This window comes from Streptomyces sp. NBC_00400 (genome assembly GCF_036048035.1).
GTDB lineage: Bacteria > Actinomycetota > Actinomycetes > Streptomycetales > Streptomycetaceae > Streptomyces.
On sequence record NZ_CP107940.1, the window covers coordinates 1 to 21,969 of the forward strand.

18 protein-coding genes and 2 pseudogenes are annotated in these 21,969 nt (G+C 70.8%); 12 read left to right on the forward strand and 8 right to left on the reverse strand.

Annotated features, from left to right (window positions below; translation table 11 throughout):
- Window positions 1-944 precede the first annotated feature (944 nt).
- Entirely contained in the window at window positions 945-3,635 is a 2,691-nt protein-coding gene (locus OHS81_RS00005) for a DEAD/DEAH box helicase (protein ID WP_328381209.1), read from the forward strand.
- A gap of 59 nt (window positions 3,636-3,694) precedes the next feature.
- Here OHS81_RS00005 and OHS81_RS00010 read toward each other — a convergent pair whose 3' ends face one another.
- Window positions 3,695-3,967 (reverse strand): hypothetical protein, encoded by a 273-nt coding sequence (locus OHS81_RS00010; RefSeq protein ID WP_328381211.1) that lies wholly within the window; start codon window positions 3,965-3,967, stop codon window positions 3,695-3,697.
- 681 nt (window positions 3,968-4,648) lie between these two features.
- Between OHS81_RS00010 and OHS81_RS00015 the strand changes: the two genes are divergently transcribed.
- A complete protein-coding gene (locus OHS81_RS00015; protein WP_328381213.1) occupies window positions 4,649-4,813 on the forward strand; it encodes a hypothetical protein in 165 nt (54 codons plus the stop codon).
- Between the two features lie 1,181 nt (window positions 4,814-5,994).
- Entirely contained in the window at window positions 5,995-6,939 is a 945-nt protein-coding gene (locus OHS81_RS00020) for a SagB/ThcOx family dehydrogenase (RefSeq protein WP_328381215.1), read from the forward strand.
- Between the two features lie 741 nt (window positions 6,940-7,680).
- Here the strand turns inward: OHS81_RS00020 and OHS81_RS00025 are convergent.
- Entirely contained in the window at window positions 7,681-7,869 is a 189-nt protein-coding gene (locus tag OHS81_RS00025; protein WP_328381216.1) for a hypothetical protein, read from the reverse strand.
- A 547-nt stretch (window positions 7,870-8,416) separates the two neighbouring features.
- Complete coding sequence (locus tag OHS81_RS00030) at window positions 8,417-9,193, reverse strand: SDR family NAD(P)-dependent oxidoreductase (RefSeq protein WP_328390801.1); 777 nt, start codon at window positions 9,191-9,193, stop codon at window positions 8,417-8,419.
- A 33-nt stretch (window positions 9,194-9,226) separates the two neighbouring features.
- Between OHS81_RS00030 and OHS81_RS00035 the strand changes: the two genes are divergently transcribed.
- Window positions 9,227-9,574: an RICIN domain-containing protein gene (locus OHS81_RS00035; protein WP_328381217.1), complete on the forward strand. Its 348-nt coding sequence runs from the start codon at window positions 9,227-9,229 to the stop codon at window positions 9,572-9,574.
- Here the strand turns inward: OHS81_RS00035 and OHS81_RS00040 are convergent.
- Both OHS81_RS00040 and OHS81_RS00045 read right to left on the reverse strand, forming a co-directional pair.
- Window positions 9,561-9,824, reverse strand: a pseudogene (locus OHS81_RS00040) (GNAT family N-acetyltransferase); the annotation flags it as partial. The gene OHS81_RS00035 and the pseudogene OHS81_RS00040 overlap by 14 nt on opposite strands.
- Before the next feature lie 288 nt (window positions 9,825-10,112).
- Window positions 10,113-10,433, reverse strand: coding sequence for a hypothetical protein (locus tag OHS81_RS00045; protein ID WP_328381218.1), 321 nt, complete (start codon window positions 10,431-10,433; stop codon window positions 10,113-10,115).
- Window positions 10,434-11,402: 969 nt separating this feature from the next.
- Between OHS81_RS00045 and OHS81_RS00050 the strand changes: the two genes are divergently transcribed.
- From OHS81_RS00050 to OHS81_RS00065, 4 genes are all read left to right on the forward strand, one after another.
- Window positions 11,403-11,717, forward strand: a complete 315-nt coding sequence (locus OHS81_RS00050; RefSeq protein WP_328381220.1) for a hypothetical protein — start codon at window positions 11,403-11,405, stop codon at window positions 11,715-11,717.
- A complete protein-coding gene (locus OHS81_RS00055) occupies window positions 11,714-12,820 on the forward strand; it encodes an MFS transporter (RefSeq protein WP_328381222.1) in 1,107 nt (368 codons plus the stop codon). The genes OHS81_RS00050 and OHS81_RS00055 overlap by 4 nt, the downstream gene beginning before the upstream one ends.
- A 546-nt stretch (window positions 12,821-13,366) precedes the next feature.
- Window positions 13,367-14,236 carry an LLM class F420-dependent oxidoreductase gene (locus OHS81_RS00060; RefSeq protein WP_328381224.1) on the forward strand — a complete coding sequence of 290 codons (870 nt, stop codon included), beginning with the start codon at window positions 13,367-13,369 and terminating at the stop codon, window positions 14,234-14,236.
- A gap of 389 nt (window positions 14,237-14,625) precedes the next feature.
- Window positions 14,626-14,844, forward strand: coding sequence for an EF-hand domain-containing protein (locus tag OHS81_RS00065; protein WP_328381225.1), 219 nt, complete (start codon window positions 14,626-14,628; stop codon window positions 14,842-14,844).
- Window positions 14,845-15,305: 461 nt separating this feature from the next.
- On the opposite strand, the gene OHS81_RS00070 is transcribed toward OHS81_RS00065, so the two are convergent.
- Complete coding sequence (locus tag OHS81_RS00070; protein WP_328381227.1) at window positions 15,306-15,842, reverse strand: hypothetical protein; 537 nt, start codon at window positions 15,840-15,842, stop codon at window positions 15,306-15,308.
- A 515-nt stretch (window positions 15,843-16,357) separates the two neighbouring features.
- Here OHS81_RS00070 and OHS81_RS00075 point away from each other — a divergent pair.
- Window positions 16,358-16,508: pseudogene (locus tag OHS81_RS00075) on the forward strand (IS21-like element helper ATPase IstB); the annotation flags it as partial.
- 86 nt (window positions 16,509-16,594) lie between these two features.
- Here OHS81_RS00075 and OHS81_RS00080 read toward each other — a convergent pair.
- On the reverse strand, window positions 16,595-17,005 hold the full coding sequence (locus OHS81_RS00080; protein WP_328381229.1) for a RidA family protein: 411 nt from the start codon (window positions 17,003-17,005) through the stop codon (window positions 16,595-16,597).
- 420 nt (window positions 17,006-17,425) lie between these two features.
- Between OHS81_RS00080 and OHS81_RS00085 the strand changes: the two genes are divergently transcribed.
- Window positions 17,426-18,121, forward strand: coding sequence for a hypothetical protein (locus tag OHS81_RS00085; protein WP_328381231.1), 696 nt, complete (start codon window positions 17,426-17,428; stop codon window positions 18,119-18,121).
- 152 nt (window positions 18,122-18,273) lie between these two features.
- On the opposite strand, the gene OHS81_RS00090 is transcribed toward OHS81_RS00085, so the two are convergent.
- The gene (locus OHS81_RS00090) at window positions 18,274-19,188 is read right to left on the reverse strand and encodes a LysR family transcriptional regulator (protein ID WP_328381233.1); all 915 of its coding nucleotides are present in this window, start codon (window positions 19,186-19,188) and stop codon (window positions 18,274-18,276) included.
- A gap of 108 nt (window positions 19,189-19,296) precedes the next feature.
- On the opposite strand from OHS81_RS00090, the gene OHS81_RS00095 reads away from it, so the two are divergent.
- The gene (locus tag OHS81_RS00095; protein ID WP_328381235.1) at window positions 19,297-20,142 is read left to right on the forward strand and encodes an oxidoreductase; all 846 of its coding nucleotides are present in this window, start codon (window positions 19,297-19,299) and stop codon (window positions 20,140-20,142) included.
- A gap of 276 nt (window positions 20,143-20,418) precedes the next feature.
- Window positions 20,419-21,834: an MFS transporter gene (locus OHS81_RS00100; RefSeq protein WP_328381237.1), complete on the forward strand. Its 1,416-nt coding sequence runs from the start codon at window positions 20,419-20,421 to the stop codon at window positions 21,832-21,834.
- The last annotated feature ends 135 nt before the right edge of the window (window positions 21,835-21,969 follow it).

The window sequence follows — 21,969 nt, forward strand, 5'->3', positions numbered from 1 at the left end:
GCGCTGCGCGCTATGCAAGCGAACACCACCGCTTCGCGGTGGTGTTGCGCTCACGCTCCGCGTGAGCGGAGCGGGCGGCTTCGCCGCCTGCTCAACCTCTCGGCTTCGCCGAGAGGTTGATGCTTCGTCCGCTGCGCTCCCGAAGCCGACTGGACTCCGTCCAGTCAACCTGGGGCTTGCGCTTCGCTCCAGCCCTGTTGGGTAAGTTCGCTGCGCTCTCTTGCCCAACGGCCCTTCCGGCTTCGCCTTCAGGGCTTCAAGGCCCGCTGGCGCGGGCCAGGCTGGCTGCGGGGGTGGGGGTCGTTCGTTGGTGGCGGATACCAGTGTGGTGCATGCATCAGAGAGATGCAGCATGTAGCATTGGTGAAAACAAGGCACACCCTCCCACCACCTGAACGCTCCTTCGAATTCGAGAGAAACGACCGCATGAGTGAATCTACCGGAAAGACATCCGCGCTGGGCCGCGATTCCGTGCGCAGGTGACGCAGTGCCAGACGGTGGGCGCTTGCGCCCGGTTGAAGCTGTTCGCGCTCCTGGAGGCGCGGGGCGCGTCCAGGAGCGGAGCGGATCGCCTGGTGCTGCGTTGGGGGCCGGGGCGGTTGGCTGGGGCGCAGTGCGAGGTCGTTGACTGGACGCATGGCGTCGGCCTCTTCGGGCCCGGGGTTCGCAGACGGCTGGGATGAGGGCGTGATGGCCGTGAGCGAGGTCTTGGTAGGCGTGACGGGCCGGGGCTTGTCCAGCGGGGACGTCATCTTCTGTGCGTGCGTGCGAGGCCGGGCCTGCGACCCGGACAACCTGCCCGGGGTTCAAGCGCGGACGTCGGACGGGACGTCCGGCGGCCGGCATCTCGCGGGTGGGTCGGTCTGGGGTGACGCCGTGCGCTTGCTGTCCGGATGCGGCCGTCTGAAAAACCACGGGATTTCGGGTATCGGGGAGGCGCGGAAATGTCAGCGATTCCGCTCAAGGAACACCAGGTAGACCAGAAGTCGAGTTTCCGGAAGTGGGTGGGATTTCCTGCAAGATCTTTTGTGCCTCCGGAGGGGGCACGTGCCACCGGGGTGTCTGCGACCGGGTCTGGGAAGACGATCACGGCCGCTGCGAGTGCGCTGGACTATTTCCCCGAGGGTCGGATTCTGGTGATGGTGCCCACGCTGGACTTGATCGTGCAGAGCGCGCAGTCCTGGCGCCGGGTCGGACACCGCTCCCCCATGGTCGCGGTGTGCTCGGTGGACAACGACCCGGTGCTGAACGAGCTCGGGGTGCGCACCACCACCAACCCGATCCAGCTCGCCCTGTGGGCCGGCAAGGGGCCGGTCGTCGTGTTCGCTACGTACGCCTCCCTGGTGGACCGGGAGGACCCCACCGACCCTACGGGGCAGCGGAAGGTCCGTGGGCCTCTGGAGACGGCCCTGGCGGGCGGAGAGGGGCTGTACGGCCAGTCGATGGCAGGGTTCGACCTCGCCGTCCTGGACGAGGGGCACATGACGGCCGGGGACATCGGCCGGCCCTGGGCGGCGATCCACGACAACAGCCGGATTCCCGTCGACTTCCGCTTCTACCTCACCGCGACTCCGCGGATCCTGGCCGCGCCGCGGCCCCAGCGCGGCCGGGACGGCCAGGAGCTGGTGATCGCCTCGATGGAAGCCGGCTCCCGCACCTACGGCACCAGGATCTTCGACCTCGGACTGGCGGAAGCGGTGGAACGCTCGATCCTCGCAGGGTTCGAGCTCGACGTGCTGGAGATCCGCGATCCGGATCCGGTTCTGGGGCTGTCGGAGGACGCGTTGCGCGGGCGGCGCCTGGCGCTGCTGCAGGCCGCGCTGCTGGAGCACGCCGCAGCGAGGAACCTGCATACCGTCATGACTTTCCACCAGCGGGTGGAAGAGGCCCGGGCGTTCGCCGAGCAGGTGCCGCGTACCGCTGCTGAGCTGTTTGCCGCCGAGGCGTCCGAGGCGGCTCTTGCCCGTGCGGAGGAGTTGCCGGCCTCCTCGATCGACGCGGAGCTGTACGAGCTGGAGGACGGCCGGCACGTCCCGCCGGAGAGGGTGTGGGCCGACTGGCTGTGCGGGGACCACCCTGTCGCCCACCGGCGGGAGGTGATCGGACAGTTCGCCAACGGCATCAACGCCGCGGGCAAGCGGGTGCACCGGGCGTTCCTCGCCTCGGTGCGGGCCCTGGGGGTCGGGGTCGACATCACCGGGCTGCGCGGCGTGGAAGCGGCCTGCATCGTCGGGTCCCGTAGCTCGCAGGTCGACATCGTGCAGAACATCGGGCGGGCGCTGCGTCCGAATCCGGACGGCAGTGTGAAGACCGCGCGGATCATCATCCCGGTCTTCCTTCAGCCGGGCGAGGACCCGAAGGACATGGTGGCCTCCGCCAGTTACCAGCCGTTGGTCGACATCCTCCAGGGCCTGCGCTCGCACTCGGAACGCATGGTCGACCAGCTCGCCTCCCGCGCCCTGACCCGCGGCACCGAGCGCCGACGTCTCCATGTCCGGCCGGCTCCCGGTGGCGCGGGGGCGGAGGGTGGGGAGGCGGAGGGTGGGGAGGCGGAGGGTGGGGAGGCGGAGGGTGGGGAGGCGGAGGAGGCAGTGAGCGAGGGGCAGCGGGAGGTGGATCGTGTCGATGCGGTGGTGGTGAACTTCGCCCGGCCTCGCGACGCCGCCGACGTCGCCGCGCTGACCCGGTGCCGCGTCATCCGGCCCGAGTCGCTGGTGTGGCTGGAGGGCTACCAGGCCCTGCGGCGCTGGCGGGCCGAGAACGAGATCACCGGGCTGCACGCCGTGGCCTACGACGTTGAGGCCGCGGCCGGGTCCACCGACGCTTTTCCGCTGGGGCGGTGGGTGCACCAGCAGCGGCGGGCACTGCGCGCCGGCGAACTCGACCCCCACCGCAAGGAGTTGCTCGACGAAGCCGGGATGGTGTGGGAGCCGGGCGGAGAAGTGTGGGAGGCCAAGCTCGCCGCGCTCCGCTCCTACCGGCGCGCCACCGGACACCTGGCCCCCCGCCAGGACGCCCTTTGGGGCGAGGGTGAGGCGATGGTGCCCATCGGGCAGCATCTGGCCAATCTCCGCCGCAAAGGCGGGCTCGGGAAGGACACGGAGCGGGCCGTTGTGCGGGCGGGGCAGCTGACCGCGATCGACCCGGACTGGAACTGCCCCTGGCCGCTGGACTGGCAACGTCCCTACGCCGTTCTCCGTGACCTCGCCGCCGACGAACCCGCCGGTGTGCTGCCGGACATCCCACCCGGGGTGGTCTTCGACGGCGATGACCTCGGGCGGTGGCTGGCACGGCAGCGGGAGGCGAGCACCTGGGCGCAGCTGTCCACCGAACAGCGGGAACGGCTCTCCAGACTGGGCATCAAGCCTCTTGAAGGGGCATCTGCCGCCCCGACGCCGAAGCGCGCGGCCGCGGGGCCCGGCAAAGCCCAGCAGGCCTTCCAGCGGGGCCTGGCAGCCCTCGCGCAGTGGGTGGAGCAGGAGGGCTGCCAGCCGCCGCGCAAGGCGGTGGTGGCTCTGCCGGACGGGACCGAGACCAAGGTGGGCATCTGGTACGCCAACCAGAAGCAGCGCCGCAACAAGCTCACCCAGGGGCAGCTGGAGGCGCTACGCGAGCTGGGTGTGCAGTGGGTGTGACGCCGGCAGTCGACGGTGGTGTGCCAGCTCGGACCGCAAGTGCATGAGGCCCCGGGACGTCAGCGCACGTGGTGGTTGTTGGTGTCGGCGATGTACACGTCGCCGCCGTACCCTCCGATGACCATGGACCTTGTCTTCACCGCAGGGCCTGCCGTATATGCCGCTACAGGGGCGCCGGAGTCGTTGACGACCGCGAGCGAGGCCGGAATGGCCTCCCGCCGCTGACGACGAGCGTGGGCCCCGTCCACGTAGCGCAGGCTCAGGGTGCCTAGGTCTTCGGGCTTGGCCTCGCTCACGTCAATGATCTCGAACGGCTGCTTCTCCTCGGGCATGCGCCCCTCCCCTCTGTAATCGGGCTCTGACGGTCTGCCGCGAATATCGGGCTCTGACGGTCTGCCGCGAATCGTGTCACGCCGTGGCTGCGCGAGCGAGGACGCGCCCCGTGAGCCCGCCGCGGCCCATCGGACAGCTCCTGGCACGCCTCCAGGTTCCGCGGTGTCACGCGGGCTGCTGCGGTGGTGTCGGGGCCTGCGTCGATGCCAGGCGCAGGACACCGCATGTACCTGGGGCTTTGTGCGGATCAGGCGGTCGGTGGACCGGCTGTGCAGTTGGCTGGTCCGCGGTGGGCGCGAATCGAGCTGTTGCGTCTGGTGATCCCAACGAAACGGCCTACTGGTCGGGGCGCCGGGGGAATCCCGCCTCCGGGCGACCCGACCACTCCGGAATGACCTTCGCTGGGGCGGTTCAAGGGCTTGCGGAAGAATTCGGTGCCCCGGCCGTGCGTGCCCAAGGTCCCGCTCGCCTGCCTGGTGAGACAGCCATCGGCCTGAAGGCCGCCACGGGGCGCCGTGTCCGGCATGCGGGTGCGGCCCCGGCCGTACTGCGTCCCGTCACGGGACCGGGGCCTGTCCGGCACTCCGTTCCGGCGCGGGCGGGGACGAGCCTGGCCCGTCCCGCGAGTGAAGTGGCCACGGCTGTGCCCTTGTTGGGTCTTCGCGTCGGTTTCTGAATGCGTGAGGGGCGGCCGTCGGCCGCCCCTCACGCTTTGCCCTTCCCGGCTGCCGGGCAGCCGGGACGAGTTTGCTGACCACGCCGCGCTCGACATCGCCTGTGCGCACGCCAACTCCGCCGGCGACGAACTGGGCACCGCCGCCGGCGCACTCCTCGCTGCCGCGTGACCCGACGTCGATATGTCATCGGGAGAGCCGCGTGTTCCAGCGAGGGCCAGGCCGCAGGGGCTCACACTGCTGAGGAGCCCGGCCGACTGGCCGGCTCGCGCGCCGGACGGTCAGCCCCAGTCGTCCGGTCCCGCGGGGGCGTATTCCTGGTCCTCGTGCACATCGCGCGGGGCGTACATGTGCGGAGGTTCCCAGCCGGCAGGCAGTCCCTCGACGAACCGCAGTGGCTGGTCCGCGCTGCGGTAGACGACGGTTTGCCCTTCCTCACGGCACGGCAGGCACGGCAGGCTCGGCAGCGCCAGGGCGTCTCATGGTGATCCACTGGACACGGTCGCAGCTGGAGCACCCGACGGCGGAGCCCAGATCATCCAGTACTCCTACAACAACGACCACAACCAGCTGTGGAAACTCCGGACCGCGGGGACGGCACCTGCCACCTGATGAACATCCGCAGCGGCAGGCCGTGCCCAACAGCTACGGCGGCAAGGACAATGACAACCCCGTCATCCGGTGGAGCACCACCCCAACGCCGACGACCGGAAAGGACGCACCGAGGACTTCTCAGACCTGTCCGAGGGGCATGCGAAAGCCCCGGCGGCTCATCGTTCAGCCTAGCGGCGGGCGGCCTGACGGCGGGCACGAAGACGGGCGGCCTGACGGCGGGCACGTCTCCGCCAGCGCCTCTCAGACAAGATCGCTGGATCGTCCTGCGGGCGACGGTCTCCGGGCAATTGCAGTCCACCGACAGGCCGTTGGGCTATTCCCTCACTTCCTGGAAAGTGAGGCGTGCACTTAGGCTGCGTACGAACAGAAGGCCGAAGGAGGTATCCATCATGCGCGAGATCGAGATCAAGCCTCTGCCCGTCCAGCGGGAAGAACACCGCACCGGTGCTTTCCTTCACAAGTGACCCGAGGGCGAGGCCGGCGCGGCACCTGCCGGGCCGGCCCATGCCCTTGGCAGATCCGGGAGCAGCCCCGTGAAGGAGAGGAAAGAGGCGCGACAGCGGCGGCCGAGGGGCTTGACATGCCACTGACACCAGGGGGACTTCCTCGCCCATACCTACCGGGGCCACGCCCCGGTCGCTCTGCATCCCTCGACCGCTGAAATCCTCAACGCCTTCAACACCCGGACCACCCCCACCAAGGCGGCCGAAGCTCTGGACCACCTGCATCCCGAGACGGTGGTGAAGGCAGCCGGAACACTGCTCGAATGCGGCCTGCTGGCCGGGGAAGGCAGCCCCGAGGCCGAAGAGGACGAGCGCCTGGCGGACGCCTGGGGCCCCTGGTCACCGGAAGCATCCTTCTTCCACTACGCCACCCGCGACGTCCCCTTCGAGACGGCCACCCCCGAGCTGCGTCAGCACCTCACCCGCGACGGGCGTCCGGCGCTGTTCACCGAGTACCCCGAGGCCGACCGCATCCTGCTGCCCCGTACACCGGACCCTCGCCTGTCCGCACCGCTGGAGCAGACCCTCTACCGCAGGCGCACGCACCGCTCCTTCAGCAGCCGGCCGGTGAGCCTGCACGATCTCGCGGTCCTGCTCGCTACCGTCTTCGGCCCTGCCGAGTTCATCGACGGCTTCGAGTACGGCGCCCTCATCCGGCGCACCAGCCCCTCCGGCGGAGCTAGGCAAGAACTCGACGCCTACCTCGCCACCCCCAACGTCGCCGGCATCCCCGCCGGTCTGTTCCACTACAACGCCCGCGAACACAGCCTGGAGCTGCTGCGCGAAGGCTGCACCCACACCGAAGCCGGAGCGCTGTGCGCGCACCAGGAGGGCACCGACCAGGCGGCCTTCATCATCTTCGTGACCGCCGCCTGGGAACGCATGCGCGTGAAGTACCGGCACCCCCGCGCCTACCGGGTCAGCCACCTGAACGCCGGACACCTCGGGCAGACCTTCGCCCTGGCAGCCACCGCGCTGGGCCTGGGCCCGTTCCAGAGCGCCGCCTTCGACGACACCGCCGTCGAGAGCCGCCTCGGGCTCGACAGCACCACCCACAGCACCCTCTACGCCCTCGCTGCCGGACACCCCGCCCCCGGCACTGCGACCGACACCGCCGACCTGAACGCCTTCCGGCACACGACCCTGCGCCACGGACAACCGGGACAGCCTGACAACTGACCCATCGGACAACCTCGCCGGCCCCGCGAGCCGCTAACCGCTCTCCCCGCCGCCCGGCCTGCCCGGAACCGCTGTGGCGCCGGGCAGGCGTTCGCCGCGGGCCGGTACCCCGTCGGCCGCTACGCGTCGTACCGGCCGACGAGATCACCGATGACCGGCAGCCCGCACTCCGGCGTCGCCGCTCCAGCCGCATCGGCGAAGGAGAGCCGCGAAAGACACGCTCGGCGTCCGGGCCGGCGGCGCGTAGGCCATCGGCCGCCGGTCGGCCCGGGTGAGGCCGGCGGTGGAGTCGGCCTCGGGTACACGGTCGCAGTCCGCGCCCAGCCCGTACCTCACGCGCTGGAGCCGGGCAGGCGTCCGGCATTCCGGACTGGCCCGCATGTGCGGGTCCAGACGCTCCCGAGCAGGAGTCGGACGAATCGGCAAGGCTTCTCCTGTCTCTCCTCCCCGAGAGCGAGCGCGGACCCGGCGGTCGCCGTACGCGGCAACCCCATCGCGGGTCGCCCCGTCTGCCTCTGTCACGGACAGTTCGCACTGACGCCTCACAGACGGACGAGCTCCTCGTGCTCCGCCTGGAGCGGCGGCGGTGTTCACGCGGTCGTCTCCCCTGCGCCGCTGGTCGGCCGGCGAGCGCGCCACGTACCTGTAGCGGCTGCCACGACGCTCAGGACGCTGAGTGGGACGGCGAGTGGGAGACCGCCGTGAGCCGGCACCAGCCGACTCACGGCGGCCTCAGCCGGCTCACGGCGGCCTCAACTGCTGCTGCCGAGCTCCGGCAGCGTTCCGCCGGCCGATCGGCGTCACCACTGCGCTGGCTGCGCCGGCAACTGTGGAGAAGCCGCCGGCCACTTGCCACACCCGCTCCAGCGACGGGTAGGCCAGCGCCAGTACTCCGCAGCCCACCGCGGCCACGAACAGGGCCGCTGCCACTGCGCCGCCCTACCCCAGGAGCGCCGCATGGCCGGTGCGTCCGGCGCCACGGCCCGGCCCGGCTGCGGGCACCGAGGCGACCGCGTACGCCGCTGCAAAGCTGCGTACGAGAACGCGTAGGCGGTGACTACGAAGACGCGTAGGCGGTGACTCGGCCGCAGGGCGGGGGCCCTCTACGGGCGGCTGGAAGGCAGCAGGGGAAGGCAGCAGGCAGCAGGCAGCGCGAACGGCACCAGGGCGGGTGCCGGGGGCGCGCCAGGGTGGTCTGTGCGGGCACCTGACGGTGAGTCGGGATCGTCGTCTTCACCACCACTCCCCGGCACGATCGACCGCCACCCTGCTCCATCCCGACGGCCGTGCCCTGACCGGACCGGAGTGGGCTGAGGCCGACCACCGCCTCGTCCGCGCCACCCGCACCGAATTCCCCGGCGACGAGCTCGGCTGCCGCTGGGGCGCCGTCCAGGCCCAGCCTCTTTCTGGGGACCTGGCTCCGCCATGGTTCCAGCGCCGCCACGGGCCCTGTGGAACGGGCCTGTCCGGTAGTCCGCTACCGGCGCGGGGGGCGCGCCTCGATCCGGTGGTCGAAGGCGGCACCGCCGACGCCGACCGTGGTCACCCCGCCGTCGACGGTGAGGACGGCCCCGTTGACGTAGGACGCGGCAGGCGACAGCAGCCAGTCGATCGCCTCGGCGACCTCCTGCGGATCGCCCGGCCGCCCGGCGGGAGTCAGCCGGTTAGCCTCCTCGTACGCCGCTTCGGCACCGCCCGCCAACCCTGCCTCCGCTGCGAACCGCGCCATCCGCTGGTCGGCCATCTCCGTACGCACCCAGCCCGGGCACACCGCGTTGGCCCGCAGCCCCTGCGACCCGTAATCGACGGCGAGGGAGCGGCAGAGGTGGAGCAGACCCGCCTTGGACGTCGCATAGGCGGCGTTGCCGACGCTGTTGCGGAGCGCGGCGACCGAGGCGACCGCGACCACCGCGCCGCGGGCCGCCAGCAGATGCGGCAGCGCGGCACGCAGCAGCAGGAACGGGCCGGTGAGGTTGGTCCTCATCACCTCTTCCCAGTCCTCGACCGCGGTGTCGGCGACCGCGCCGCCCCGCCCGATTCCGGCGTTGAGCACCACACCGTCGAGTCTCCCGTAGGCCGTCACCGTCGTCTCGACGAGCTCGCGCACGGCCTCGGGGTCGGCGGCGTCGGAAGGGTGGGCCAGCGCTCCGGTCTCCTCCGCCACCCGGCGCAGTGGCTCGGGCCGCCGCCCGGAGATCACGACCTGGTGCCCGGCGGTGCGCAGCAGCCGGGCGGTGGCGGCCGCGTCTACCAGGCCACCTGCGCGAAAGCTGTCCCGGTCTACTCCGTGGAGCCGGTTGAAGGCGGCGCCTACCGGCTCCGCTCCCTCCACCCGGTCTTCGGCTACGGCTGCCTTGGCGTGAGGGCCGGGAGCACACGCTCAGGCGCTCAGCTGATGGACGACTACTGCGGCCACCGCGGAAGCGCCGAACGTTTCCAGCTCCAACCCGCCGGCCGCGCCCGCTACCGCCTTGTCCCCGCCCACACCGGCGCCTGCGCCTCGGTCCCCGGGGGCTCACCGACGGAATGGACCCCCGTGGTCCAGCTTTCCTGCCGTCCGGACGACCCAGGTCAGCTCTTCCTCTTCGACAGCAGCTCCCCGCCCACGGCTGTCCCCTCCATCACCAGCAACTGACCTGAACATGCGCCGGCTTGAGCACGTCCGCCCGCCCGTTGTGGGAGTCTCCCACCGCGGCTGGCCGGTCTGGGCATAGCGACCAGCAGCCGCTCGGCGCCGTCTGGCTGCACATCAAGTGTGCAGGCACGGCGGTTCCGCCCTCGGCGTGCCGGTCAGCGGTGCCGGTGCGGGGGAAGCCGACTTTGGCCAGGACACGGCCGGAGGCCGGATTGCCGGGGTGGTGCATGGCCTCCAGGCGCACCAGTCCGGCAGTGGTGAAGGCGAAGTCGACGACGTGCTTGACGGCTTCGGTGGCGTAGCCGCTGCCTCAGGAGTCCTCGCGGAGGATGCAGCCGGGGGTGCCATGGACGGGGTTCATCGCCGCAGGGCGGTCAGGCCGATCATCTCGTCGGTGGCGACGATGCCCAGCTCCACTGCACGCGCGGTGCCTCGTCGGCTCTGGCGAGGCCGTGCGGACCTTCTACGTGCCTGGGCGAGGGGACAGAAGCCGTGTCACAACCCGTGCGCCGGGCCGGACAGACGTCGCTTCAACCGGTCACAGACCGGCCACGTCCCCGGCCCTCTTCAGCACGGAGCCGAGCGCGTCCACCACGGCGTCGTGCCGCCTCGCACGCGCCGCCCGGTCCGCCGGCACCAGGGCCGCGGCGGCCTGCACGGCACAGGCATCCGGATCGCCGAAGGCAGCCCGCGGGTGCTCCCCCGTACCCGCGCAGTGCGCCGTGACACCCTTGACCGCCTCAAGCACGACTGCCCGGTCCACGCCCGGCTGCACGGCCAGCCGCACCTGGAAACGCGCCATCCACTTCTCGCGGTCCCTCTCCCCCGCCACATCCGCCGTCCGGTCCTTCTTCGCCACGTGCCCTCCGCATGATCGACAGCCGTCCGTCAGGGAGTGGGACGCCGGGGCATCAAAAGGGGTTGCGGCGCGAGAACCTGATGCGATTCAGGTCACTTCAAGTGACTGCCGAGAACCGCACCAGCCCTTCCGGCCGGCCCACCGTCGCAGAACACCACAGACCACGGTTCCGGCACAGCTCCAGCCCCGCGCACCCCGCCGGAAGCCCGGTGACCACAGCCTGCCCTGATGACAGCCGTCGTCCTTCGGCTCAACACCAGTCTCGGACCCGACCGCCCATCGCACTCAACAGGCCGGCCAGTCCAACGGAACCGCTACCGCCGAACCCACCGACAGACCACCGGCGCGACAGCCGCGCCCCTTCAAGCAGACCTCCGCAGACCTTCGGCAGCAACGTCCTCGAGCTACTGCGCGCCGACTCCCGGCGGCCCGGGCAACGAACAAGCAGGCGGCCCAAGCCGGGCAGACAGGGCAGGCGGGGCAGAGCCTGGGTCATGCGACGAACGACGAACGCAGCAGCCGGCAGCGCCAGGACAGCAGCGACACCACAACGGACACAGGCCCCGATCGCCACACCCCGGTGGTGTGACGGTCCCCAGCACGGCAGAAAAGCCCCCGCACGCTCAACCGCCACGTGAGCCCCGGCAGGACACCAGCGCGCGACCAACGCAAACGCCGTGTTTTCGCCAACCCCGCCCGCCGGGCCGCCCTTGCGGGATAACTCTCCATGTACCGCACACCTTCACGCGACCGCCTCACCGTGCACCCCGCGGACCGACCGAAAAACGTGTGTTCGAAAGCGGCGGCTGCGTCGTTGAGCCCGGCAACACCGCCACAGCCTCCAGGAGCCACGTTGACGAAATCCGGCCCGGCCAACGAGCCACCTCAAGGAACGAAGGACACGGATGCGGAAATCCCGGATGCGGAACGCGAGCTGCACGGCGGCCGGCTCCGCTACGACCAGGCTACGTGCAGCACAAGGGCCCCGTGCCCCGGCTGCCGTTCGCACACATGACGGCCGCCCTGCCACGCAGGTGGCCATGCGGGTCGTGGCTGCGCGTGGAGCCGGTGGGGCGCAGTGGCTGGAAGGTCGTCGTCCATGGGCCGCGCGATCTCTGGAAGGAACTCCAGGACCTGGCCGGCCGGTGGCGGGCGGCCGGCCGGCCCAGCTGCTACCGCCTTCTCTTCGAGCCGGACGGCGGCCAGCGGGCCGCATCGGCATGCGGCCGTCTGTCCTGGCACCTTCCCGTCCCCCGCCCGCTCGATGAGGGAGCATCCACGTGACCCATCCCGACGCCCCCTTCCCGAGCCTGCCTCCGGACAAGGCGAAACCCAGGGCGTCCGGGGGCGACGAGGCCGCGGCCGGCGGACCGTCGAGCTCGTTCTCACTGCGCGCCCACCCTTCGTTCACCGCGTACCTGACCGGGGAGGCGGCAAGTCTGCTGGGCACGTCAGCGCACGCCGTGGCGTTGCCCGCCCTCGCGGTTCTCGTGCTGCACGCGAACCGGGGACAGGTCGCCACGCTCGCGGTGCTCGCCCAGGCACCCGCGTTCGTGCTGGCCTTGCCGGCCGGAGCGTACGTCGATCAGCACCCGAAACGGCCGGTCCTGATCGTCACCGACCTGATCGCCGCGGCGGCCGTCGCCGCGGTCCCCCTCACCGCCCTCGGCGGATGCCTTTCCTTCCCCGTGCTCTACGTCGTCGCGCTGATCGTGGGGGCGGCGACGGTGCTGCACCTGGCGGCCGCGATCGCCGTGGTGCCCGAACTGGTTCCCGGACACCTGCTCCACGAAGCCAACTCGCGGGTCGGCAGCGCGTTCAGCCTTGCGGACACGATGGGCGCCTACGCCGGCGCCGGCGTAGTGGCCGCCCTGGGCGCGGTCCGCGCATTCTGGCTGGACGCCCTGTCGTACGCGCTCTCCGCCTGGTACGCGACCCGGATCCACCTCGTCGAGGACCACGCCCGGCCCGCTCGGGGAAGAGAGCGGCTGGGCCCTGCCATGTGGGCGGGGCTGGTCTTCGTCGCGCGCACCCCCGTGGTCCGCCCGCTGGTGCTGAGCCTGTCCCTGACGGGTGTCGGCGCGACCCTGATCGAGGTGTACCGGGCGTACTACCTGCTCACCGTGCTGGACGCGGGTGCTCTCGGGCTGGGCATCGTGATGGGTGCCTCCGGCGTCGGCGGCGTCCTCGGCGCGCTCAAGGCCCCGCAGCTCGCAAGACGGTACGGGCCGGGCCCGTTGATGCTGGCGGCCTTCGGACTCTACCCGGTGCTGGGTGTCCCGCTGCTTGTGGCCCGCCCCGGACCCGGGTGGCTGGCGGTAGTCGCGCTCACCGGCGCCTTACAGATGGCGGCCGCGACCTGTGCGGGCACGACGCAGCGGGTCTGAAGCCAAGTGCACTGCGGCCGAGGCCGCATCGGAGTGATGACTCATATCGGCGTAAGTACCGCCACCCGGTGCTCCTTCCGCTCGGCCCGGTCGCCTGTGGTGGCTGACGCCTCCATGCTCGTCGAAGTCGCCCGGCAGGCGCAGGTGGCCGGGCGAACGTTCCTCGCCACCGTTCCCCGAGACTTTCCCCAAGACGGCGACGGCGTTCCTGGCCGATGGGCGTTATTTCAACGTGCGGGCTCGCTCTGATCAGGCCGGACACCCATCAGCCACACCGGGCGCGGCGTCGATGCGTGGAAAGGCCCGGTCGCCGGGATCCTCGCAGCGCAGGGGCGGCTGTCGCGGAAGGGCGGAACCGCCGGGCCGGTATCCCAGGCCTGCTGAGCAATCCTCGGGCCGGCGCCAAGAAGCAGGCTGACTCCCACCGACAGACCGGCTGGCTCTCACCGACACACGCCGGCGACCTCACCCGTCCTTTTGAGCAGCGCGCCATGTCGCCCGGGCGCGTCCGCGCTTCGCGCTTATGGTGAGGTCGGGAGGTGGACGATGCGAGTGGGGTTGCATGCGCTCGGTATCGGTGACGGTGCCCGTCCCGAGGTGATCCGTGCGGTGGCCACAGCCGCGGAGGCGTACGGCTTCGCGCGGCTGTGGTGCGGCGAGCACGTGGTGCTCGTGGACACGCCCGCCTCGCGCTATCCCTACTCCGCGGACGGCCGGATCGCCGTGCCCGCGGACGCGGACTGGCTGGACCCGCTGCTCGCCCTGACCTTCGCGGCGGCGGTCACCAGCCGGATCGAGCTCGCCTCCGGCGTACTTCTGCTGCCCGAGCACCACCCGGTCCTGGTGGCCAAACAGGCCGCCACACTCGACGTGCTGTGCGCCGGGCGGTTCAGCCTCGGGGTCGGGGTCGGCTGGTCGGCCGAGGAATTCTCAGCGCTGGGAGTCCCCTTCGCCCAGCGCGGGCGGCGCACCGAGGAGTACCTGGCCGCGATGCGCGCCCTGTGGTCCGAGGACCCGGCCTCCTTCGCAGGGGAGTTCACCCGCTTCGAGGCGATCCGGGTCAACCCGAAGCCGCTGCGCGGCGGCCGGCTCCCGGTCGTGGCCGGCGGCAACAGCAACGCCGCCTTGCGCCGCGCGGCCACGCTGGCCGACGGCTGGTACGGCTTCAACGTCCCCGTGGCCGACGTCCCGGCGCACCTCTCGGTTCTCGCCGATGAGTGTGCCCGCCACGGTCGCGCTTTTGACGAGTTCACGGTCGCCGTCGCGCTGAGCGACGGCCTTCCCGAGCACCTGCCTGCGCTCGGTGCGGCGGGCGTCACCGAACTCGTTGTCGTCGGCGCGCCCCCGCCCGTTCCCGACGCGGCGACCGCCTGGGTCGCGGAGCTCGCCCGGACCTGGATCCGACCGGAGGAATAACCATGCGGCCGACCGGGGCACCAGCCGCATGCTTTCGCGCCCGTAAGGCGTCCCCGGGGACCAGGTCACTGGCCTGCGCCCCGGGGGCAGGCGAATGGGTCTCGAACCCAAGCCGAGGCAGGACAGCAGCTCACCCAAACCGGCGCGGCCCACTTCGCAGACCGGGGCTCGGCTGGACGGGCCCGGCACCGGCTACCCAGGCCTCCGGGCCTGCAGACTTCGGCTGACCACTCCCCCGCCCCCTGTGGTCTGCCCCGCCCTGAGCGGGGCTGCCGAGCACGCCATGCGGCCCAGGAGGACAGGAGCAGGCGGCGGGGACCGGGTCCGGCAGGCCTTCCGCGGCCGGATAATCTGGGCCCGTCAGCGAAGATCGTAGAAGGGCGGAACACATGGCAGACATCATGGAGACGGCGGCGCGGAAGGTCTTCGAGCGCTACGACATCGACGGGGACGGCCTGGTCACGGCAGAGGAATACCGCAAGGTCGTGGCAGAGTTGGAAGGCTCGCAGATCACCGAGGCGCAGGCCCAGGAGCTGATCGACTCGTTCGACACCGACGGCGATCGTCAGATGTCCTTCGAGGAGTTCTGGGCGGCTATGAAGGGCTGACCCTCCGGGCCGGCACGTGACCGCGCCGCAGGCGGTGGGGCTCCTCCCTGCCCTTGCGTGAATCATGCACGGCTTAAAGCGAGGCCACGCGACAAGCTCGCCCCCCGGGCAAGGGGGCAGGCGTTCCAGCGCGGCTTGGCGGCCCTCACGCAGTGGGCGGAACGGGAAGGCCCCTACCGCCCGTACCCGCGGAAACGGCCACTGCCACGGGCAACAGAGCACCGTCGGCGGCGAGACGGGGGCGGCGGTCGGGAACCGTGCGTACGGATCTCCGATGCCAGGCAACTCCGCGACCGGCCCCTCGAACAACGTGCCGTACTCCGGGAACTCGGCGTGCACGGGGGGGCGGGCACAAGGCTCCTGTCTCCGGCCGGCGGTGGGATCACCGGACCGGCGGCACTCCCGGCCGGTGTACGGGATCCGCCGGGACATGCGGGTGGCGGAGCACCTGTGGCTGCATGTCAGTCCTGGATGGCGTTGGACAGGGCTTCGGCGATCATGCGCGTGGCGAAGTCCCGGTCGTCGGTGAGCCGGTTGATGTGCTCGGCGAGCAGGAAGGCCGTGGCTTCCAGGGGATTCATCTCCTTCGCCGTCCACTTTCCGTACTGCTTGCGCCACAGGCTGGGACTCAGGCCCGTCCCTGCCGCGATGACCAGGCCGGCCATGGTGGGGATGGCCTCGGGACGGACGCTCCTGGGCATCATGCGCATCGTGGCAACGAGTTGGGGCACCACGCACTCGATGACGTCCTTGTCGTGGTCCTCGTAGGCCATCCGCAGCCAGTTCATGAACATGTAGATGAGCGTGCACGCGCCGTCCAACACGTCACCAGCTCCCTTGGGGCTCAGGGATGCGGTGAACTGGTCGATCAGCTCCTGCTGTTCGGGGTCGGTCTCCGTCGTGCTGTCGTAGACGGCTTTGAGCCGGGAGTCGATCACCATGAGCGCTGCCCCCACATCGCCGGCGGGAGCGTACCGGGGGTCGCAGGACGATGACACAGAATTCCTCCTCACGTGACCACGTCAGGTAACGCGGCATATGCGTACGGTAGAACGCCATTCGCGAACCGGTCAGGCAAATACCGTGGGAGAACCGTCCGATACCCCTCAAACAGAACTCGTGAACGACCCCTCCCTCTGGCCAACGACGTGCCCGCTCACGGTAATTGCTACCTGCATGCACACGGCGCCGCCCGACGGGCAGCTCCGTCTCGTCGCGACGGAGCAGCGGGAGCATGAACAGGACCTGCCTGCCCGCGGGCTTCGTGTTCCATGGAGCAGACCGGTGACGGCACAGTCCGCAGGAGCGGCGTCGGCTCGGTCCAACGCCGCGGACACAAACTCCCGGCTGGACGGGGGCAGACAGCAGCGCCCGCCACATCGGCGTCATGGTCGCCGCGGGTCCCAAGTCCACCCTGTTGCATGCAATCACGAGCCTCGTCAAAGTGACCGCGAAGGAAGAGACCCGGTGGACGGACTCGAGATGAGCCGCGACATGGCCGACCCGTCAGGCCAGCGGTTGGACCAAGACCTTCACTACCCCGCCTCTGCGCGGCCATCGTCGACCGCCTCGCCTTCAACGGCACCATCATCGAGACCGGCACCGACTCCTACCGCCTCGCCAGCACCCGAGCACGAGCCGAGGAGCCCGCCAAGGCCGGCTGAGTTTGCCGCTACCTGCCGCGACCGCCGGCCGCCCGAACGGGCGGCCGGCGGTCGCGCATTCGGGCGCCGCGGTGTGTCACTGGGCCTCAAGAGTCGAGCACGGCGGCTACGGCCTCGATCTCGACGAGCTGGTCCTTATAGCCGAGCACGGTGACGCCCATCAAGGTGCTGGGGACGTCATGGTCAGCGAACGAGTCCCGGACTACCTCCCAGGCAGCTACCAAATCCTCCCGCCGGGCCGATGCGACGAGAACCCTGGTACTGATGACGTCCTGGAGTGACGCGCCGGAGGCAGCGAGAGCAGCCTGCATGTTCTCGACTGCTTTCAATGCCTGACCCGCGTAGTCCCCGATCGCTGCCGTCGAGCCGTCGTCGTTCAGGGGACACGCCCCGGCGAGGAAGATCAGGCGGGAGTCGGCGGGCGCCGTAGCTGCATAGGCGTACTCGGCGATGTCGGACAGGGAGGCGGAGCGGATCAGCGTAATGGCATGAGCCACGGTCGTCGGGTCCTTTCCCGTCGGGAGTTGAGCGCGGACATCCTGTCAACGGCCCGTTGGCACCCGCCTCCCCTTTTCTCGCCACCCCCTCGGCAATGCCTTCGTTTCTGGTCGACGCTCGTGGACCGGGTGAGCACCAACTGCCTCCGGAACCCGTCGCGAAACGCTGTTGCTAGTGATCAACGAAGCCAGCCCGGCTCTCAGTCGCCGCGACTCCCAGCGCTCCCCGATGCCGCGCACAAGACGACGCCGCCAGCCTCCGGGAGTGGGCGGCACGACGACACCTGACGGGTCGACTCGACGGCTGGTCAAAGGGCTTGCTTCAGCTGTCCAGTTGAGAGCAACTACCAGGTCACCTCGTGAGTCTGACTCGCGAAAGGACCGCCACATTCCCCCCACAACTACATAAGGAGCATCCGTATGCGCAGAATCCTTGCCAGTTCCGCCGTTGTTGCGCTGACCGCCTGCGCACTCACCGCCTCCCCCACCCAGGCGGCGACGACCACCACGGCCGGCGTCGGCTGGAAGCTCACCAGCCAGCTCGGTGTCACCAGCCTCAGCCCCAGCAAGACGTACACCATCACCTTCGCCACCGAGACGATGCGAAAGCGGTACGCCCCACTCCTCGCCCCCGCCGTCGCCCAGATCAACGCGGCAGGCGTCCACCTGAAGGTCGGCGGTGTGGAGCCGGTCAACCCGGCCAAGTGCGGGCCTGCTTACCACGTGCAGATCACCGAGCTGTACCGCCCGTTGGGTCGCGCCGGCTTCAGTCAGGGCATGCCCTGCCCCCATCCCCCCAAGGGCGTTGGCGTCGGCGGCATCGTCGCCATCGACTCCGAGTACTGGACCGGCTTTCCCATCCCGGTGTACATACTGCGCAACACGCTGGTCCACGAGCCGCTGCACGCACTCGGCCTCGATCACCCGAACACCGCCGACAAGGGCGGCAAGCTGATCGACTACAAGTGCGTGGCCACCAGCTACGGCAACACGCCGGTCATGTGCAGCCCCAACGGCGGCTACAAGGCGGCCACCAGCATGGGCCACCTCACCGGTTACGACCTCAACGGGCTCAAGGCGTTGCTGGCCAATGCCCGGGTGCAGGGCATCAAGTAGCCCGGCAGGTCACCACCCACTGCCCACTGCCCACCGCAGCCACGACGAGGGGTGACTCCCCCGCAGCCATGCGCCGTCCCCCTGCGCGTGCTGTCCAGCAAAGGCACCCCCGGGCGTCCGGTTCACCCCATGCGCCATGGGGGCGGCTTCGTTCAAGAGGTGCCGGCTCCCGCCTTTGCCGCCGCGGCCAGGTAGGCCACCACCAAGGGCCGCTCGTCGTCCCGACGGGCGGCTACCGCCAGACGGGAGGGGGAGATGCCCCGGACCGGCACGGCGATCACCTCGTCCCGGACGACCAGTGGGGCGTTGCCGGTGGCCAGAAGTGCCACGCCCTGGCCGTTGGCGACCGCCTCGTAAGTCTCCTCGGCGCTGCCCACCACCCCGCCTATCAGCGGCGCGCGACCGTCCCGCGCGTCCAGGGCCAGCCAGTAGTCCCGCAGCGGACCGGCCTCGGTGGGGAGGGCGAGGAACGGCTCGTCGATCAGATCGGTGAAGTCCACCGCCCCCTCGCTATCGGCTGCGGCCCGCGCCGCCAGGGGGTGACCCTGCGGCAGTGCCACAAGGCGCGGCTCCTGAGCCACTACCGCATGCCGGTAGCGGTCGCCGTCCGGCAGCGGCAGCCAGACGAAGGCGACATCGCTGGATCCGTCCGCCAACCCTGCACTGGGATCGACCCAGTTGACCTGCCGCAGGACGGGCCGTGCGTGCGGATGCCGGGAGACCAGCCGGGTCCGCAAGGCGGGCAGCAGCCCGCGGCCCGGGCTGGTGGACATGCCGATCACCAGGGTGTGCAGTCCGGCGGCCCTCGCCTCCTCCACCGCTGTCTCGGCGGCCTCCCATGCGGCCAGCATCCCGCGGGCGTGCGGCAGCAGGGCTTCCCCCACCACGGTTAACTGCACCACTCGCCGGTCGCGATGGAACAGACGCGCGCCGAGCTGCTTCTCCAGCATCCGTATCTGCTTGCTGAGCGCGGGCTGGGAGACGAACAGCCGCTCGGCGGCCCGGGTGAAGTTCAACTCCTCGGCTACTGCGGCGAAGTAGCGGAGATCGCGTCCATGGACATCCATAACCGATAGCTATCACAACGGATCTTGGACGTGGTCCCGGACCCCGGCGAAGGATGGGAGCTGTGGGCGGGCAAGTCCCGAACGGCAGTTGACCAAGGAGACGAAGAGATGACCGAGAACGGCAAGGTCTGGCTGGTCACCGGCGCGAGCAGCGGTTTCGGGCGGGCCATCGCCGAGGCCGCGATCGCCGCCGGTGACACGGTGGTCGGCACGGCCCGACGGGCCGAGGCGCTGGCCGACCTGGTCGCCGCGCACCCCGACCGGGTGGAGGCGATCGGCCTGGACATTACCGACGGCGGGCGGATCGACGTGGTGGCCGCTGACGTCCTGGCTCGCTACGGCCGGGTGGACGTGCTGGTGAACAACGCCGGGCGCACGCAGGTCGGGGCGTTCGAGGAGACCACCGACCGGGAGCTGCGCGACCTGTTCGAGCTGCACGTGTTCGGCCCGGCGCGGCTGACCCGGGCGCTGCTGCCGCAGATGCGGGAGCGGGGCAGCGGATCGATCGTGAACATGAGCAGTTTCGGCGGACAGCTGTCCTTCGCCGGGTTCTCCGCGTACAGCGCGACCAAGGCGGCGCTGGAGCAGTTGTCGGAGGGCCTGGCCGACGAAGTGGCGCCGTTCGGCATCAAGGTGCTGATCGTGGAGCCCGGCGCGTTCCGGACCAACCTGTTCGGCAAGGGCGCGGCCTACTTCTCCCAGGAGCACCCGGCGTACGCGGAGAAGGTCGGCGCCACTCGGAAGCTGCTGCAGGAGGGCGACGGGCCCCAGCCCGGGGACCCGGTGAAGGCCGCGGCGGCGATCCGGCTGGCCCTGGACGCCGAGGAAACCCCGCTGCGGCTCGCCCTCGGCGGCGACGCGGTGGACTTCCTCGTCGGGCACCTGGACTCGGTGCGGGCCGAGCTCGCTGTGTGGGAGAAGGTCTCTCGAGGGACGGACTTCGACACTCAGTGACGGTCCGGGCGGCGCGGGGCGACGCGGGGGACCTGTCAGCGCGGGCGGAGCCCGTTCCTCTGCGGTCCCGGAACCCGTACGCGTCTCTGCCCGCCGCAGGCCGGCGGCAGCCGGCTGTCGAGCACGTACCACTACGCCGGGCGGCGGAGCTCCCACCGCCCGGTATCCGCCCACGTCAACACACCAAGTGCGCCCGCTGCCAGCCGGCTTGTCAGCGGTCGCCCCTGACCTCCCCTCTCGCTTGTACACCTTCCAGAAGGACTCAGGAGTGCCCTGATGAAATCCCTGCTCAAGTCCTCCCCTGCCGCCGGCGCCGCGGCCGATACGCCGGAGGCGGCCCTGGGTGGATCCACCGTGGTGCTCGGCGCCGCCCTGCTCGGCTTCTTCCTCATCTCGCTGGATGCGTTGATCGTCACCGTCGCACTGCCCGACATCGGCCGCAGCCTCGGCGGCGGCATGTCCGGCCTGCAATGGATGGTGGATGGATACACGCTGGTATTCGCCGCCCTGATGCTCTCCGCAGGCGCCCTCTCCGACCGCATCGGGGCCCGACAGGCGTACGGCGGCGGGCTGGTGGTCTTCGCGCTGGCCTCGGCCGCGTGCGGACTGGCGCCCGGCCTCGGTGTGCTGGTGGCGGCGCGGCTGGTGCAGGGGGCCGCGGCGGCGGTGATGATGCCGGCGTCGCTGGCGCTGGTCCGGCAGGGCTTCCCCGACCAGGCGAAGCGGGCGCAGGCGATCGCCATCTGGACCGTGGGCGGCGCGGTCGCGGTGGCGGCCGGGCCGGTGCTCGGCGGGGCGCTCACCGCTACCGTGGGCTGGCGGTGGATCTTCTTCGTCAATCTCCCGGCGGGCCTGCTGGCGCTCGCCCTGCTGGCCCGGGTGCCGGCCTCCCCGCGGCTGCCCGCACGGCTGGACGTGGTCGGGCAGGTGACGGCGGTGGTCGCGATGGGCTCGCTGACGTATGGCGTGATCGAGGGCGGCGACAAGGGATTCGGCCGGCCGCTCGTGGTGGCGTCGCTGCTGGTGGCCGCCGTCGCGGCAGCCGTCTTCCTCACCGCGCAGGCCAGGAGCGCGCACCCGATGCTCCCCCTGCCGCTGTTCCGCTCGCGGGTGGTGGCGGTGTCCCTGGTGGTCGGCTTCATGCTCAACGCCGCCTACTACGGAGGCGTGTTCATCTTCAGCCTGTACCTGCAGCAGGAGCGCGGGCAGTCGGCGCTGCAGGCGGGCTTGATGTTCATCCCGATGACGGCACTGGTCGCCGTGGTGAACCTGGCCTCGGCGAAGCTGGCCGCGCGGTTCGGCCCGCGGGTGCCGATGGTGGCAGGACAGCTGGTCGGGACGGCCGGGCTGCTGGCGCTGCTCGGGGTCGGTGCGCATACCGATGTGTGGACGGTGGCGGCACTCATGGTGCCGGTCGGTCTCGGCGGGGCACTGGCCGTGCCGGCACTGACCGCCATGCTGCTCGACGTGGTGCCCGCGGACCGGGCAGGCACCGCGTCCGCCGTGCTCAACACCGGCCGCCAGGTCGGCGGAGCGATCGCGGTGGCGGTCTTCGGAGCGCTGCTGGCGGGGGCGGACACGTTCCTGGCAGGAATGCGGTGGAGCATGCTGCTCGCGGCGGCCGGGCTCGTACTGACGGCGGGCGCGACGCTCACACTGCCGCGGGGAGGGCGCCGGGACGGGGAGGTGTGAGGCTTGCTGCAGGCCTGGGCGTGACCGTGGTACCCCTCGTCGGGCACGGTCCGGGAGACCCCCGCTGTCCCGGCGGGCGCACGGGCGCTGGTGAGCGCAGGAGGCCGGCGGCAGAAGACAGTGCGACGACTTCAC

What these genes read in the sequence shown, in the direction of transcription:
- OHS81_RS00065 (WP_328381225.1), top strand. Translation starts at nt 14,626, where the DNA reads ATGGCAGACATCATGGAGACGGCGGCGCGGAAGGTCTTCGAGCGCTAC.
- OHS81_RS00100 (WP_328381237.1), top strand. Translation starts at nt 20,419, where the DNA reads ATGAAATCCCTGCTCAAGTCCTCCCCTGCCGCCGGCGCCGCGGCCGAT.
- OHS81_RS00005 (WP_328381209.1), top strand. Translation starts at nt 945, where the DNA reads ATGTCAGCGATTCCGCTCAAGGAACACCAGGTAGACCAGAAGTCGAGT.
- OHS81_RS00010 (WP_328381211.1), bottom strand. Translation starts at nt 3,967, where the DNA reads ATGCCCGAGGAGAAGCAGCCGTTCGAGATCATTGACGTGAGCGAGGCC.
- OHS81_RS00060 (WP_328381224.1), top strand. Translation starts at nt 13,367, where the DNA reads ATGCGAGTGGGGTTGCATGCGCTCGGTATCGGTGACGGTGCCCGTCCC.
- OHS81_RS00090 (WP_328381233.1), bottom strand. Translation starts at nt 19,188, where the DNA reads ATGGATGTCCATGGACGCGATCTCCGCTACTTCGCCGCAGTAGCCGAG.
- OHS81_RS00095 (WP_328381235.1), top strand. Translation starts at nt 19,297, where the DNA reads ATGACCGAGAACGGCAAGGTCTGGCTGGTCACCGGCGCGAGCAGCGGT.
- OHS81_RS00085 (WP_328381231.1), top strand. Translation starts at nt 17,426, where the DNA reads ATGCGCAGAATCCTTGCCAGTTCCGCCGTTGTTGCGCTGACCGCCTGC.